Raw genomic sequence first — 15,878 nt, 5'->3', positions numbered from 1 at the left:
GCGTCGTCTGTGAAACTTGCCTATATGTCCAGCTTCGCTATTTGCAAGGCCGGACGCCATGCCCCACATCCTCATCGTCGAAGACGAGTCCGCCATCGCCGACACGCTGGTCTATGCCCTGCAGGCCGATGGCCATAGCACCGAATGGGTGACCCTCGGCAGCGCGGCTGTCGAGCAACAGCGCTTGCGCCCGGCCGATCTGGTGATTCTCGATATCGGCCTGCCGGACATCAGTGGCTTCGAGACCTGCCGCCAACTGCGCCGTTTCACTGAGGTCCCGGTGATGTTCCTCAGCGCGCGTGACGCCGAGATCGACCGGGTGGTGGGGTTGGAGATCGGCGCGGACGATTATGTGGTCAAACCGTTCAGCCCCCGGGAAGTCGCAGCGCGGGTGCGGGCGATCCTCAAGCGCATGGCCCCGCGCGTGGAGGCGTCTCCCCCGGCGGTGGCATTTCAGGTCGACACGCTGGGCATGCAGATCAGCTACCGGGCGCAGCCGCTGGCCCTGACACGCCATGAGTTTCGCCTATTGCACTGCCTGCTGGAGCAACCCCGGCGGGTGTTCAGCCGCGAGCAACTGCTCGATGCGGTGGGCGTTCCCTCCGACGCCGGCTACGAGCGGACCATCGACAGCCATATCAAGAGCCTGCGCGCCAAGCTGCGCCAGGTCGCCGCCGATGCCGAGCCGATCCAGACCCACCGGGGGCTGGGCTACAGCTACAGCCCGGACCACGCCTGATGCGCCTGGGGATCCGCATCTTCCTGGTGTATTTCCTTTTCGTCGGGTTGTCTGGCTACTTCTTGCTCAATACCGTGCGCGAACAGATCCGTCCGGTGGTGCGCCAGTCGTCTGAGGAAACCCTGGTGGATACCGCCAACCTGCTGGCGGAAATACTGCACGACGATGTGAAGGCCGGCACATTGAACCAGGGGCGCCTGCCACAGGTATTGGCGTCCTATGGCGAGCGCAGGCCGGGGGCTGAGATCTGGGGGTTGGCGAAGAACCAGGTCAGCCACCGTATCTACGTTACCGATGCCAAGGGTACCGTGTTGCTCGATTCAAGCGGCCAGGGCCTGGGCCAGGACTATTCGCGCTGGAACGACGTCTACCTGACCCTGCGTGGCCAGTATGGCGCCCGTTCCACCCGCAGCGACCCGGATGACGAAAGCACCTCGGTGATGCACGTCGCCGCGCCGATCCTCGATGACGGCAAGATCATCGGCGTGGTGACGGTGGCCAAGCCCAACAGTTCGTTGCAGCCCTACATCGACCGTGCCGAGCGCCGCCTGTTGAACCTGGGCCTGGGGCTGATAGGCCTGGGCTTGCTGGTAGGCGCTGCGCTTTCCTGGTGGCTGGCCCGCTCGCTACGTCGCTTGACCCGCTACGCCCAGGCGGTCAGCGAGGGCCAGCGCGCGGCGTTGCCGCACTACAAAGGCGGTGAGCTTGGGCAGTTGGCCGCGGCGGTGGAGCGCATGCGTACCCAGCTCGAAGGCAAGGCCTATGTCGAGCGCTATGTGCATACCCTGACCCATGAACTCAAGAGCCCCTTGGCGGCGATCCGCGGGGCGTCCGAGCTGCTGCAAGGCGATATGCCGGATGAACAAAGGGCGCGTTTCGCCGGCAATATCGAGCGTGAGAGCGGGCGCTTGCAACAGATGATCGAGCGCCTGCTCAACCTGGCCCGCGTCGAGCAGATGCAGGCGCTGGACGATGAGCAACAAGTGGCCCTGGCCGCATTGGTCGATGAACTGCTGCAGGCTCACACCGCACGCATCGAGGCCGCCGGTCTGCAAGTGCGTCAGCGGGTGCCGGCGGGCCTGCGGTTGTTGTGCGATCCCTTCTTGATGCGCCAGGCGCTGGCCAACCTGCTGGACAACGCGCTGGACTTCACCCCGCAGGGCGGGGCACTGCTGTTCGAGCTGGAGCGCGAAGGGGAACGGGTGGCCTTGAGCGTCTTTAACCAGGGGGAGGCGATTCCCGATTACGCCATCGGGCGCGTCAGCGAGCGGTTCTATTCGTTGCCAAGGCCGGGCAGCGGGCGCAAGAGCACGGGGTTGGGGCTGAACTTCGTGGCCGAGGTGATGCAACTGCATGGCGGGTCATTGGCCGTGGACAACGTCGAGGGCGGGGTGCGCGTGCGGTTATGGTTACCCGCGCGCAGAATCGGCTGACTTCAAAGGCCAATGCTCCTGTAGGCGCGGCCTTGTGTGCACAAAAGGGCTGCACAGCAGCCCCAACTACACCAATCTCCACCAAGTCTCCACACCACCTCCACACACCCGCTCCACACTGCGCCCATCGCAAACGGAGCGCCCACCCATGACCAGAACCCTGAGTTTCAAGCTCGCCACGATCGCCTTGCTGATGGTATTGCTGTTGATCCCCTTGCTGATGATCAGTGGCCTGATTGCCGAGCGTCAGGCCCTGCGCGACAGCGTGGTCCAGGACATTGCCGCAAGCTCGAGCTTCGGCCAACAGATCAGCGGCCCCCTGCTGGTGGTGCCGTATCGCAAGTACGAGCGTCGCTGGGTCGAAAAGGGCGGCCAACGTATGCAGGAAACCGGCACGGTCAGCGGCCAGCTGTATTTTCTGCCGGATACCTTCGACGCGGCTATCGAAGCCGACACCGAACTGCGTGCCCGAGGCATCTACCAGGCCCGCCTGTTCCACGCCCGAGGTCGGCTCGCGGGACGCTTCGAGCTTCCCGAACGCTGGGGCATCGAGAAGGACTTCGACGACTACCGTTTCGACACGCCATACCTGGTGGTGGGCATCAGCGATATCCGCGGCATCGAAAATGCCCCTGAGCTGAACCTGGACGACCAGCGCTTGCCGTTCGAGCCCGGTACTGGCCTGGACTGGCTGGGTGGCGGGGTGCACGTGCGGTTGCCGATGCTCGCCGCAGGCAAGGCGGGTGAATTCGGCTATGCCTTCGACCTTGCCTTGCAGGGCACCGGCCAGCTGCATGTGGTGCCGATGGGCCGCAGCAGCAGTGTGGACATCCGCGCCAACTGGCCGCACCCCAGCTTCATCGGCAACTACCTGCCCAGCCGCCGGGAGATCGATGGGCAAGGCTTCAAGGCCCACTGGCAGACCAGCTTCTTCGCCACCAATCTCGAAGACAGCGTGCGCCAATGTGCCAGCCAAGGACAGTGCGCAGGTTTTGGCGAGCGTGCCTTTGGCGTGAGCTTCGTCGACCCGGTGGACCAGTATCTCAAGGGCGAACGGGCGATCAAGTACGCGCTGTTGTTCATCGCCCTGACCTTCGCCGGCTTCTTCCTGTTCGAGGTGCGCAGGCACCTTGATGTGCACCCTGTCCAATACGCCCTGGTCGGTGTTGCGTTGGCCTTTTTCTACCTGTTGCTGTTGTCATTGTCCGAGCACCTGGGCTTTGGCTTGGCCTATGGTCTGTCGGCTGCGGCCTGTGTGCTGCTGATTGGCTTCTACCTGAGCCATGTGCTGGGCAGCCTATGGCGGGGCGTGGGGTTCGCGGCGGGGTTGGCGGTGCTGTACGGGATGCTCTATGGCCTGCTCAGCGCCGAGGATTACGCGCTGCTGATGGGCTCGCTGCTGTGCTTCGGCCTGCTAGGTGTGTTCATGGTGCTGACGCGCCGACTGGACTGGGCACGGGTGGGAAGGGAGGCATGAGGGAGGATCGGGAAATCGGACGTTGGCTGGCCCGCCAGCTTGGCACGCTGTTCCCGTTGGCGGTATGTGTAGGAGCGGCCTTGTGCCGCGAAAGGGCTGCAAAGCAGCCCCAGGGTTTCGGTGTCGCCATTGATCTTGCTGGGGCTGCGATACCGCCCTTTCGCGGCACGAGGCCGCTCCTACAGGCAGGGGTCAGGCTACCGGGTGCGTAGCGGCCATCGACGGGCGCTTGGCCACGTCGGCGTACCAGGCCGCCAGCCCGGGCTGCTGTTCCCGCCAGCCGAACTGCGGTTGGCGCAGGTCCAGGTAGCCCAGGGCACAGGCCACGCCAATAGCGGCGATGTCGAAGGTCGATGCCAGCTCCGCCAGGTGCTCTTGCTCCAGGTTGGCCAGGCTGCGGCGGATCTTCTCGCCTTGGGCCTGGACCCAGCCGTCCCAGCGTTTGTCTTCGGGGCGCAGGAAGGTCTCGTAACGGGTCGAGACTGCCGCATCCATGATCGCATCGGCCTGGGAGGCCAAGGTCAGGCGACGCCAGCGTGCCGAGCCTTCGCGAGGGATCAGCGGGTTGCCGACGTGCTGCAGGTCGAGGTACTCGCAGATCACCCGGCTATCGTGCAGCACGGTGCCATCTTCCAGGCGCAGGGCCGGGATCTTGCCGATCGGGTTGCCCTGGTTGAGCTGCTCGTCGCCGCTCACCGGGCTCACATTGACCGCCTGCAGGGCAACGCGGTCGAGCTGACCGGTCTCGTGCAGCACGATCATCACCTTGCTCACGAACGGCGAGAGGGGCGAGTGGAACAGGGTCATTGTCGCCATCGGCCGTTCCTCAATTACCTTGCAGGCTGGGCGGCAGGCATACGCCGGTACCGGCGATGCCGCAATAGCCGTCGGGGTTCTTGGCCAGGTACTGCTGGTGGTAGGCCTCGGCGAAATACACGGTCGGGGCCTGGTCGATCTCGGTGGTGATCTCACCGAAGCCGGCCTTGCTCAGCTCTGCCTGGAAGGCATCACGGCTGGCCTTGGCCTGCTCCAGCTGCTCGGGGCTGGTGCAGTAGATCGCCGAGCGGTACTGGGTGCCGATGTCGTTGCCCTGGCGCATGCCCTGGGTCGGGTTGTGCAACTCCCAGAACATCGCCAGCAGTTCGCGGTAGCTGACCTTGTCTTTGTCGAACACCACGAGCACCACTTCGGTGTGCCCGGTCAGGCCCGAACAGACTTCTTCATAGGTAGGGTTGGGGGTGAAGCCGCCTGCATAGCCGACCACCGTGCTGACCACACCTTCACGCTGCCAGAAGCGGCGCTCTGCGCCCCAGAAGCAGCCCAGGCCGAAGATCGCGAAGTCCACGTTCTGGAAGAACGGCCCCAGCAGTGGGGTGTCCTTGAATACGTAGTGGAATTCGGGCAGGGCCATTGGCGTTTCGCGGCCAGGCAAGGCCTGCTCCGCAGTGGGCATGACGTTTTTGTTCACCAGGATTTCCGAACGCAGGACCATGGCCGTTCCTCTGTGGATTTGAAGAGAGAGTGATGGCCCTATCGCGGGACAAGCCCGCCCCCACAGGAATTGTGCATGACCCTGTGGGAGCGGGCTTGTCCCGCGATAGGGCCCGAATGAGTTCTATAGTGCCCGAGACTTGCGCGTCTGTCAGGCCACCGGGCCACGCGGATAGCGCCGCAGCCTGGCGACCAGTTCGCGCCCGGGAATCGGCCGGTCGAACAGGTAGCCCTGGCCGACATCGCAGCGGTGCCGGCGCAGGAAGGCCAGCTGTTCGGCGGTCTCGATGCCCTCGGCGACCACCTTGAGCTTGAGGTTGTGGGCCATGGCCACCACCGCCGAGGTGATCTCCATGTCGTCCTGGTTGTCGGGGATCTCGTTGATGAAGCTGCGGTCGATCTTGATGATGTCGATCGGAAACTTCTTCAGGTAGCTCAGCGACGAATAGCCGGTGCCGAAATCATCCATCGCCAGCATAAGGCCCAGGGCCTTGAGCTCGTCGAGCTGGCGGTGGGTGTCTTCGGTGGCTTCCAGCAACAGGCCCTCGGTCAGTTCCAGTTCCAGCAGATGTGGGGGCAGCGCTTCTTCGCGTAGGATGGTGCCGATCGAGCTCACCAGGTCGGGGTCGGAGAACTGCTTGGGCGAGAGGTTGATCGCCACGTGCAGGCTGCCCACGCCGGCGCTGCGCAGCTGCTGGCTCATGCGGCAGGCTTGGCGTACCACCCATTTGCCGATGGGGATGATCAGGCCGGTTTCCTCGGCCACGCTGATGAACTGGTCCGGGCGGATCATGCCGCGTTCGGGGTGGTTCCAGCGCAACAGCGCCTCCAGACCCAGCAGGCGCCCACTGCGCAGGCACAGCTTGGGCTGGTAGAAGACCTCCAGCTCGTTCTGGGCCAGCGCCCGGCGCAGGTTGTTTTCGACGAACAGCTTGTAGCTGGCCTCGGCGTTCAGCACCTCAGTGAACACCTGCACCTGGTGCTTGCCGTTGGCCTTGGCCTTGTGCAGGGCCAGGCCCGCGTTCTTCATCAGGCTCTGCGGGTCGCTGCCGTGCAACGGTGCACAGGCCAGGCCGACGGAGGCGGTGACGTTGATCAGCTGGTTGTCGACGAACATGGGTTTGTCGAGGGTACGCAGCAGTTGCAGGGCGACCTGCTGGCCGGCTTCCAGGGTAGTGTCGTCGAGCAGCACGGCGAACTCGTTGCTGGCGAAGCGCGCCAGGACGTCGCCACCGCCCAGGCTGTTACGCAGGCGACGGGCCAGGCTGACCAGCAGCTTGTCGCCGGTCTGGTGGCCGAGGCTGTCGTTGATCCGCTTGAAGTTGTCGATGTCCACCAGCAGCAGGCAGATGGGAATCGCGCCTTCACGGGCGAAACGCTCGTCGAGGCTGCGGATGAACGATGGGCGATTGCCCAGGTTGGTCAGGTTGTCGGTGTAGGCCAGGCGCTCGATACGCTGCTGGGCCAGCTTGCTCTCGGTGATGTCTTCGTAGATGCCGATGTAGTGGGTCAGCTCGCGGTTGTCGCCGAACACCTTGGAAATCGACAGTTGCCCCCAATAGGGCTCCAGGCTCTTGCGTCGGCTCCTGAATTCGCCCTGCCAGCTGTTGCCCATGGCCAGGCTGGAGGGCGAGTCGAACAGCAGCTCGCTGAGGTTTTCCAGTGCCGGCAGCTCACCGAGGTGGCGGCCCTGCACTTCATCGGTGCTGTATTGGGTGATGGCGGTGAAGCTTGGGTTGACGTATTCCACCACGCCGTCGCGGTTGACCAGCAGAAAGGCGCTGGCGCTCTGTTCCACGGCCCGTTGGAACAGATTCAGGGCGCTGGTGGCGGTGCGTCGGTTGTGGTTGGTGATGACCTGGGCGACCTGGTCGGCCAGCTCGCCGGCAAAGGCGATCTCGTCGGACTGCCAGGCGCGAGCCGTGCCAGTCTGCTCCAGGCAGAGCACGCCGACCACCTGCCCGTCGACACGGATGCTGGCATCGAGCATGGCGTTGCTGGCGGTGGGATACAGGCTCTCGGCCATTTCCCGGGTACGTGGGTCCTGGCTGGCGTTGTGGGCGTCGATCGCACGGCTGGCGTGCAGGGCGTCGAGGTAGTCGGGGAAGCGGCTGGCGTCGATGGCGTCCGGCAGGTGGTGGCGCTGGTCATGGCTGCGCCAGGCACTGATCGGTTCGAGCCGCTGATCGTCGAGGTACCAGAGGCTGGCGCAGTCGACCTTGTAGATCTCGCAGGCGCTGCGGGTGATCAGTTCGGCGGCCTCCTGCAGTGAATTGTCGGCGCTGTAGCGCTGGCGGGCCAGGCGCAGGATCAGGTCCTGCTGGGCGCGCACGCGCTCTAGGTGCTCGAGCTGCTCCTGCTGGGCACGCTGGTTCAATTGCAGGGCCAACTGCAGGCGGCTGTTGCGTGACTCGAGGTCGTCGGCGACCGGCGCGGGGTGGTCGTCCTGCTGATCGTCCAGCACTGTGAGGTAGCCGCGCAGCAACTGGCGATTGTGCTGGCGGTAGCCTTCACCGACCTCCAGTACACGCAGGGCCGACCCGCTGGTGTGCAGGGTGTAGCGGACCCGGTAGTGGTTGCGCCGGGCCAATTGCAGTTGGATCTCGTCGTGCAGCGTGTAACGCGCTTCCGGCTCCATGAGGCTGGCGTAGGGCGTGCCGATCAAAGCGCAGAGCTCGGCGGCGGGGAGGCCGAACTGGCGTTCGCAGGCAGGATCCAGGTACAGCATCGCCCAGCTGGCTTCGTTGAGCCTTTCGAAACGCAGCATGCCGAGCCGCGAAGGCACGGGAAGCTGCGTGACGACCTCGGCCGCCGAACGGCTGGCGGCATCGGGTTGGCTTTTCATCGAAGACTCGCTTGAACTGGAGGCGCGGCTTGGGCGCGGCGTATCGGGCAAGGTTGCATGATGTCCCGAGGGCTGGCAAGCGGCCTGGGGGAACGCTGTAGAGAGATTGTCGGCCGGAGGATGGAAGTCTGAAGGCCACGAGTCTGTGGAAGCGGGTGGCATCGTTTGTTCGGGGCAAAAAAAGCCCCGCCAAACGACGGGGTTGAGGTACGAGCGTGGCAGCTCGAAACAGGCCTGCCCCACCCTTGCGAGGTGAGGCAGGGAGGCTGCATTACAGCAGCATGGTGCGGATATCCGCCAGCACGTCGCCCAGGCGCTTGGTGAAGCGCGCGGCAGCGGCGCCGTTGATCACACGGTGATCGTAGGACAGCGACAGCGGCAACATCAGCTTGGGCTGGAAGGCCTTGCCATCCCAGACAGGCTGCATGGTTGCCTTGGATACGCCGAGGATCGCCACCTCAGGTGCATTGACGATCGGCGTGAAGCCGGTGCCGCCAATGTGGCCGAGGCTGGAGATGGTGAAGCAGGCGCCCTGCATCTCGTCGGACGACAGCTTCTTGGTGCGGGCCTTCTCGGCCAGCGCCGCGGCTTCGGCTGCCAGTTGCAGCAGGCTCTTCTGGTCGACGTTCTTGATCACGGGGACCAGCAGGCCGTCCGGCGTGTCCACGGCGAAGCCGATGTGCACGTACTTCTTGCGGATGATCGCCTTGCCACTGGGGGCCAGCGAGCTGTTGAAGTCCGGCAGTTCCTTGAGCAGGAAGGCACAGGCCTTGAGCAGCAGCGGCAGCACGGTCAGCTTGACGCCAGCCTTCTCGGCCACGGCCTTCTGCGCAACGCGGAAGGCTTCCAGCTCGGTGATGTCGGCGGAGTCGAACTGGGTGACGTGCGGCACGTTCAGCCAGCTGCGGTGCAGGTTGGCGGCACCGACCTGCATCAGACGGGTCAGCGCGACTTCTTCCACTTCACCGAACTTGCTGAAGTCCACGGCCGGGATCGGCGGGATGCCGGCACCACCGGTCGCGCCGGCGGCAGGAGCGTCCTTGGCCTTCTGCATCATGGCCTTGACGAAGACCTGCACGTCTTCCTTCAGGATGCGGCCGTGCGGGCCGGTCGCGGCGACCGCGCCCAGGTCGACACCGAATTCACGGGCCAGCAAGCGCACGGCAGGGCCGGCGTGGACCTTGGCGTTGCTGCCGGCGGCCGGTGCGGTGGCGACCGGAGCTGGTGCTGCAGCCGGAGCCGGCGCTGCGGCAGGCGCTGCGGCTGGTGCCGCCTCGGCCTTGGCAGATGCCGGTGCGGCAGCGGCTGGAGCGGCGGCCGGGGCCGCGCCCGCGACTTCCAGCTTGAGGATCAGGTCACCGGTGCCGACTTCGTCGTCCAGCTTGGCGATCACTTCCTTCACCACGCCAGCGGCAGGCGACGGGATCTCCATGGAGGCCTTGTCGGACTCCAGGGTGATCAGCGACTGGTCGGCTTCGACGGTATCGCCGGCCTTGACCAGGACTTCGATGATCTTGGCCTTGCCCGACGAGCCGATGTCCGGCACGTGGATGTCCTGCACGCTGGCGGCAGCTGGAGCTGCGGCCGGGGCAGGGGCTGCAGCGGCAGCCGGTTTTTCTTCGGCGGCAGGTGCCGCTGCAGGGGCAGCCGCGGCCGGAGCCTCGGGCGCCGCAGCGGCGCCCTCGACTTCCAGGACCATCAGTTCGTCGCCTTCTTTCAGGCGATCGCCCAGCTTGACCTTCAGTTCCTTGATCACGCCGGCTTTCGGGGCCGGGATCTCCATGGAGGCCTTGTCGGACTCCAGGGTCAGCAGGCTCTGGTCGGCCTCGATACGATCACCGACCTTGACGAACAGCTCGATGATTTCACCTTCACCGCTGCCGATGTCAGGTACGCGAATGAGTTCGCTCACTTAAAAATACTCCTCAGCAGTCCAGTGGGTTGCGCTTGTCCGGATCGATGCCGAACTTGACGATGGCGTCCGCCACCACCTTCGGTTCGATCTCGCCACGGTCAGCCAAGGCTTCCAGGGCAGCCAGCACGACGAAGTGACGGTCGACTTCGAAGAAGTGACGCAGCTTCTTGCGGCTGTCGCTGCGACCGAAGCCATCGGTACCCAGGACCTTGTACTCCTTGCTCGGGACCCACTGGCGGATCTGTTCGGCGAAGAGCTTCATGTAGTCGGTGGACGCCACGACCGGGCCCTTGCGACCGGCCAGGCACTGCTCGACGTAGGTCTGCTGCGGCTTCTGGCCAGGCTTGAGGCGGTTGGCGCGTTCCACGGCCAGGCCGTCGCGACGCAGTTCGTTGAAGCTGGTGACGCTCCACACGTCGGCACCGACGTTGTATTCCTCGCGCAGGATCTTCGCCGCTTCGCGGACTTCGCGCAGGATGGTGCCCGAACCGAGCAGCTGCACGTGGTGCGCGGCTTCGCGGGTGTCTTCTTCGAGCAGGTACATGCCCTTGATGATGCCTTCCTCGGCGCCGGCCGGGATGGCTGGCTGGGTGTAGGCTTCGTTCATCACGGTGATGTAGTAGAAGACGTCCTGTTGCTCTTCGGTCATCTTCTTCATGCCGTCCTGGATGATCACCGCCAGCTCGTAGCCGTAGGTCGGATCATAGGTGCGGCAGTTCGGGATGGTGGCAGCCATCAGGTGGCTGTGACCGTCTTCGTGCTGCAGGCCTTCACCGTTGAGGGTGGTACGGCCGGCGGTACCGCCGATCAGGAAGCCACGGGTGCGGCTGTCGCCAGCGGCCCACGCCAGGTCACCGATACGCTGGAAGCCGAACATCGAGTAGAAGATGTAGAACGGCAGCATCGGCTGGTTGTGGTTGCTGTACGAGGTACCGGCGGCGATGAACGACGACATGGCGCCGGCTTCGTTGATGCCTTCCTCGAGGATCTGGCCCTTCTTGTCCTCGCGGTAGAACATCACCTGGTCCTTGTCGACCGGCTCGTAGAGCTGGCCCACGGACGAGTAGATGCCCAGCTGGCGGAACATGCCTTCCATACCGAAGGTACGAGCTTCGTCCGGGATGATCGGGACGATGCGCTGGCCGATTTCCTTGTCCTTGACCAACTGCGCCAGGATACGCACGAAGGCCATGGTGGTGGAGATCTCACGATCGCCCGAGCCGTCCAGGATCGCCTTCAGGGTTTCCAGCGGCGGGGTCGGGACGCTGAAGCTCTTGGCACGGCGCTGCGGTACGAAGCCACCCAGGGCTGCGCGACGCTCGGCCAGGTACTTGGCTTCGGCGCTGCCTTCTTCCGGACGGAAGAACGGCAGGTTTTCCAGGTCGGCATCCTTGACCGGGATGTCGAAGCGGTCACGGAAGTGACGCAGGCTGTCGACGTCGACCTTCTTGGTGTTGTGCGCGGTGTTCTTGGCTTCGCCGGCACCGGTACCGTAACCCTTGATGGTCTTGGCCAGGATGACGGTCGGCTGACCTTGATGGTTGACCGCCTGGTGGTAGGCCGCATAGACCTTGTACGGGTCGTGGCCGCCACGGTTGAGCTTCCAGATCTCGTCGTCGGACAGGTCTTCGACCATGGCCTTGAGTTCCGGGGTGTTGAAGAAGTGCTCACGGACGTACGCACCGTCCTTGGCCTTGTAGTTCTGGTATTCGCCGTCGATGACTTCGTCCATGCGACGCTGCAGGGCACCGTTGGTGTCCTTGGCGAACAGTGGGTCCCAGAAGCGGCCCCAGACGACCTTGTTGACGTTCCAGCCGCCGCCACGGAACACGCCTTCGAGTTCCTGGATGATCTTGCCGTTGCCGCGAACCGGGCCGTCGAGGCGCTGCAGGTTGCAGTTGATGACGAAGATCAGGTTGTCCAGCTTCTCGCGGCCGGCCAGGGCGATCGCGCCCAGGGATTCCGGCTCGTCGCACTCGCCGTCGCCCATGAAGCACCAGACCTTCTGCTTGCCGGCCGGGATGAAACCACGGGCTTCCAGGTACTTCATGAAGCGCGCCTGGTAGATCGCCTGGATCGGGCCCAGACCCATGGAAACGGTCGGGAACTGCCAGAAGTCAGGCATCAGCCATGGGTGCGGGTAGGAAGACAGGCCCTTGCCGTCCACTTCCTGGCGGAAGTTGTTCATCTGGTCTTCGCTGATGCGGCCTTCGAGGAAGGCGCGGGCGTAGATGCCTGGGGAGGCGTGGCCCTGGAAGAAGATCAGGTCGCCGCCATGCTCCTCGGTCGGAGCCTGGAAGAAGTAGTTGAAGCCGATGTCGTACAGGGTGGCGCTGGAGGCGAAGCTCGAAATGTGGCCGCCCAGGTCCGAGTCCCGCAGGTTGGTACGCATGACCATGGCCAGGGCGTTCCAACGTACCATCGAGCGGATGCGGCGTTCCATGAACAGGTCGCCAGGCATGCGTGCTTCGTGGGTAACGGGGATGGTGTTGCGGTATGGCGTGGTGATTGCGTACGGCAGCTGGGAGCCACTACGGGTGGCCAGCTCGCCCATACGGGTCATCAGGTAGTGAGCGCGGTCTTCGCCTTCTTTGTCGAGGACCGACTCCAAGGCATCCAGCCATTCCTGGGTTTCGACGGGATCGAGGTCTTGCATGGCTTGCTCCAGGGCGGAAAGGCCACCAGAATCGGGGGCCTGAGTTTGCGACTGGCCTTTTGGGCAGACGTCGTGAATTCTTGGATTAGCCGGACAGTCATCCGGCGCCGTGTAGTTTTACTACAAATGATTCGGCATTTCATGCTTTTGAAGAGCTGGGGTAGTAGTAAAACTACAGAAAAGCGGCATTTTGTCGCACTCTGGCTTGTGGGGAAAAACGTTCCCGTAGGTTGGGACTGGGCTCTGATCGGGTGAATCTTGATGTTTTTTACCAATGATTCGTTTATTTCAGCTATTTCCAACTTTTGTATGACAGTCCAACCGTGGTCCGGCACCCCCTTGGCCGCACCTACCCCTCTCTTTCACGCCGATCAAGGATAGACCATGCGCCTGCCTTTGCCGCTCGATCTGCCCGCTGCCCTGCAACCGCTGGTCGCACGTAATCAACAGTCCCTGCGCGAGGCGATCGTCGGTCTCGACGGGTTGGACCTGGACCGTTGGAGCCCGGCCCAGCGGCACGCGTTCGATCAGGTTGCCGCCGCCAGCGATTTCGTCCTGGAAGTGGCCCTGCGTGAGCCGGCCATGGTCTTCGACCTGCAGGCCAGTGGCGAACTGGATCGGCCCTTCGCCCCTGGCGAGCTGTGCGCGCGCATCGCTGCCGCCGCCCAGGCCGCCCAGAGCGAGGACGAGCTGGCGCGCAACCTGCGCCGTGAGCGCAATCGCCAGCAGGTGCGCATCATCTGGCGCGACATTACCCGCCAGGCGGTGCTGGGCGAGACCTGCCGCGACCTTTCCGACCTGGCCGACGCTTCCATCGACCAGGCCTATCAATGGTTGTACCCACGCCATTGCCAGCAGTTCGGTACACCCATCGGCAACCGCAGCGGCCAGCCGCAGCACATGGTGGTGCTGGGCATGGGCAAGCTGGGGGCGGTGGAGTTGAACCTGTCCTCGGACATCGACCTGATTTTTGCTTTCCCCGAAGGCGGCGAGACCGAGGGCGTCAAGCGCTCGCTGGACAACCAGGAGTTCTTCACCCGCCTGGGCCAGCGCCTGATCAAGGCACTGGACCCGGTGACCGTCGATGGCTTCGTGTTCCGCGTCGACATGCGCCTGCGCCCCTACGGCTCGGCCGGTGCCCTGGTGCTGTCGTTCAATGCGCTGGAGCAGTACTACCAGGACCAGGGCCGCGACTGGGAACGCTACGCCATGATCAAGGCCCGCGTCGTGGCTGGCGACCAGGTTGCCGGCGCCCAGTTGCAGGACATGCTGCGCCCGTTCGTCTATCGCCGTTACCTGGACTTCTCGGCGATCGAGGCGCTGCGCACCATGAAGCAGCTGATCCAGCAGGAAGTGCGACGCAAGGGCATGGCCGAGAACATCAAGCTTGGTGCCGGCGGTATCCGCGAGGTGGAGTTCATCGCCCAGGCGTTCCAGCTGATCCATGGCGGGCGCGACCTGAGCCTGCAGCAACGGCCGCTGCTCAAGGTGCTGGCCACCCTGGAAGGCCAGGGCTACCTGCCGCCTGCAGTGGTCGCCGAGCTGCGCGAGGGGTATGAGTTCCTGCGCTACACCGAGCATGCCATCCAGGCCATCGCCGACCGCCAGACGCAGATGCTGCCCGAGGACGACAAGGACCGCGCGCGCGTGGCCTATATCCTCGGCTTTGCCGACTGGCCGGCCTTCCACGCGCAGCTCATGCACTGGCGTGAGCGCATCGACTGGCATTTCCGCCAGGTGATCGCCGACCCGGATGATGAGGACGGCGAGGGCGAGCTGGTGGTCGGTGGCGAGTGGTCGCCGTTGTGGGAACAGGCCCAGGACGAGGAGGCGGCTTGCCGTCAGCTGGAAGAAGCCGGGTTCCGCCAGAGCGCCGAGGCTCTGCGCCGGCTGGCTGCCCTGCGGGCAAGCCCACAGCTGCGCTCGATGCAGCGCATCGGTCGCGAGCGCCTGGATGCCTTCATTCCGCGCCTGCTGGCCCAGGCCGTGGAACACGACGACCCGGACCTGGTGCTGGAGCGGGTGCTGCCGTTGGTCGAGGCCGTGGCGCGGCGCTCGGCCTACCTGGTGTTGCTCACCGAGAACCCGGGCGCTTTGCGCCGCCTGCTCACCCTGTGTGCGGCCAGCCCATGGATCGCCGAGCAGATCGCCCGCTTCCCGCTGCTGCTCGATGAGCTGCTCAACGAAGGCCGCCTCTTCAGCCCGCCATTGGCGCCGGAACTGGCGTCCGAGTTGCGCGAGCGCCTTACACGCATCCCCGAGGATGACCTGGAACAGCAGATGGAGGCCCTGCGCCACTTCAAGCTGGCCCACAGCCTGCGGGTGGCCGCGTCGGAAATCACCGGCAACCTGCCGCTGATGAAGGTCAGCGACTACCTGACCTGGCTGGCCGAGGCGATTCTCGACCAGGTGCTGGCCCTGGCCTGGCGCCAGACCGTGGCGCGCCATGGCCAGCCCCGGCGCAGCGACGGCAGCCTGTGCGATCCGGGCTTCATCATCGTCGGCTATGGCAAGGTCGGTGGCATCGAGCTGGGCCATGGTTCGGACCTTGACCTGGTATTCATCCATGATGGTGACCCCCAGGCCGAGACCGATGGCGCCAAGCCCATCGATGGCGCGCAGTTCTTCACCCGCCTGGGCCAGCGCATCATCCACATGCTGACCACCCAGACCAACTCCGGCCAGCTCTACGACGTCGACATGCGCCTGCGCCCTTCGGGGGCTGCGGGCCTGCTGGTGAGCTCACTGGGCGCCTTCGAGCGCTACCAGCAGAACGAAGCCTGGACCTGGGAGCACCAGGCCCTGGTGCGGGCGCGGGTGCTGGTGGGCTGCAAGCAGGTGGGGGCGGCCTTCGAGCAGGTGCGGGCGCAGGTGCTCGGCCAGCCGCGTGACCTGGCCAAGCTGCGGGCGGAGGTGAGCGAGATGCGCGCCAAGATGCGCGACAATCTCGGTACCAAGAGCACCGCCGCAGGCACTGCCGCCAATGCCTTCGAGGCCGGCGTGCCGTTCGATATCAAGCAGGATGCCGGCGGTATCGTGGATATCGAATTTATGGTGCAATACGCCGCTTTGGCCTGGTCCCACGACCATCCGGCCATGCTGCGCTGGACCGACAATATCCGCATCCTGGAAGAGCTCGAGCAGGCCGGCCTGATGCCTGCCCGCGATGCTGTGCTGCTGCGTGAGGTGTACAAGGCGTTCCGCTCGGCCTCCCACCGCCAAGCCCTGCAGAAGCAGGCGGGGGTGATCGATGCGGCGCAGTTTGCCGACGAACGCCGCGAAGTGCGCCGGATCTGGGGGGAGCTGGGGTTGACGTGAGGTT

9 protein-coding genes are annotated in these 15,878 nt (G+C 64.7%); 4 read left to right on the top strand and 5 right to left on the bottom strand.

Features of this window, described 5'->3' with window-relative positions; all coding sequences use genetic code 11:
• The first annotated feature begins 58 nt into the window (after positions 1-58).
• The 3 genes from creB to creD all read left to right on the top strand — a co-directional run bounded on the left by creB (position 59) and on the right by creD (position 3,649).
• Positions 59-739, top strand: coding sequence for a two-component system response regulator CreB (creB, locus tag ACNFCI_RS16920; protein WP_084856316.1), 681 nt, complete (start codon positions 59-61; stop codon positions 737-739).
• Entirely contained in the window at positions 739-2,172 is a 1,434-nt protein-coding gene (gene creC / locus ACNFCI_RS16915) for a two-component system sensor histidine kinase CreC (RefSeq protein ID WP_368829034.1), read from the top strand. Before creB ends, creC begins: the two co-directional genes overlap by 1 nt.
• A gap of 148 nt (positions 2,173-2,320) precedes the next feature.
• A complete protein-coding gene (gene creD / locus ACNFCI_RS16910) occupies positions 2,321-3,649 on the top strand; it encodes a cell envelope integrity protein CreD (RefSeq protein WP_368829033.1) in 1,329 nt (442 codons plus the stop codon).
• A 192-nt stretch (positions 3,650-3,841) separates the two neighbouring features.
• Here creD and ACNFCI_RS16905 read toward each other — a convergent pair whose 3' ends face one another.
• From ACNFCI_RS16905 to aceE, 5 genes are all read right to left on the bottom strand, one after another.
• A complete protein-coding gene (locus tag ACNFCI_RS16905; RefSeq protein ID WP_368829032.1) occupies positions 3,842-4,465 on the bottom strand; it encodes a glutathione S-transferase in 624 nt (207 codons plus the stop codon).
• Between the two features lie 10 nt (positions 4,466-4,475).
• Positions 4,476-5,141, bottom strand: coding sequence for a peptide-methionine (S)-S-oxide reductase MsrA (msrA, locus tag ACNFCI_RS16900; RefSeq protein ID WP_084856306.1), 666 nt, complete (start codon positions 5,139-5,141; stop codon positions 4,476-4,478).
• A 150-nt stretch (positions 5,142-5,291) separates the two neighbouring features.
• Positions 5,292-7,985 (bottom strand): putative bifunctional diguanylate cyclase/phosphodiesterase, encoded by a 2,694-nt coding sequence (locus tag ACNFCI_RS16895; RefSeq protein WP_084856304.1) that lies wholly within the window; start codon positions 7,983-7,985, stop codon positions 5,292-5,294.
• Between the two features lie 271 nt (positions 7,986-8,256).
• Positions 8,257-9,897: a dihydrolipoyllysine-residue acetyltransferase gene (gene aceF / locus ACNFCI_RS16890; protein WP_368829627.1), complete on the bottom strand. Its 1,641-nt coding sequence runs from the start codon at positions 9,895-9,897 to the stop codon at positions 8,257-8,259.
• A 13-nt stretch (positions 9,898-9,910) separates the two neighbouring features.
• On the bottom strand, positions 9,911-12,556 hold the full coding sequence (gene aceE, locus ACNFCI_RS16885; RefSeq protein ID WP_084856300.1) for a pyruvate dehydrogenase (acetyl-transferring), homodimeric type: 2,646 nt from the start codon (positions 12,554-12,556) through the stop codon (positions 9,911-9,913).
• A gap of 384 nt (positions 12,557-12,940) precedes the next feature.
• Between aceE and glnE the strand changes: the two genes are divergently transcribed.
• A complete protein-coding gene (glnE, locus tag ACNFCI_RS16880) occupies positions 12,941-15,874 on the top strand; it encodes a bifunctional [glutamate--ammonia ligase]-adenylyl-L-tyrosine phosphorylase/[glutamate--ammonia-ligase] adenylyltransferase (protein ID WP_368829626.1) in 2,934 nt (977 codons plus the stop codon).
• Positions 15,875-15,878 lie beyond the last annotated feature (4 nt).

Origin of the sequence: Pseudomonas sp. NY15356 (assembly GCF_048068175.1) — a bacterium.
Taxonomy (GTDB): domain Bacteria; phylum Pseudomonadota; class Gammaproteobacteria; order Pseudomonadales; family Pseudomonadaceae; genus Aquipseudomonas; species Aquipseudomonas putida_K.
The sequence above is the reverse complement of the archived record's forward strand: the minus strand, read 5'-3'. Positions and strand labels throughout refer to the sequence as shown.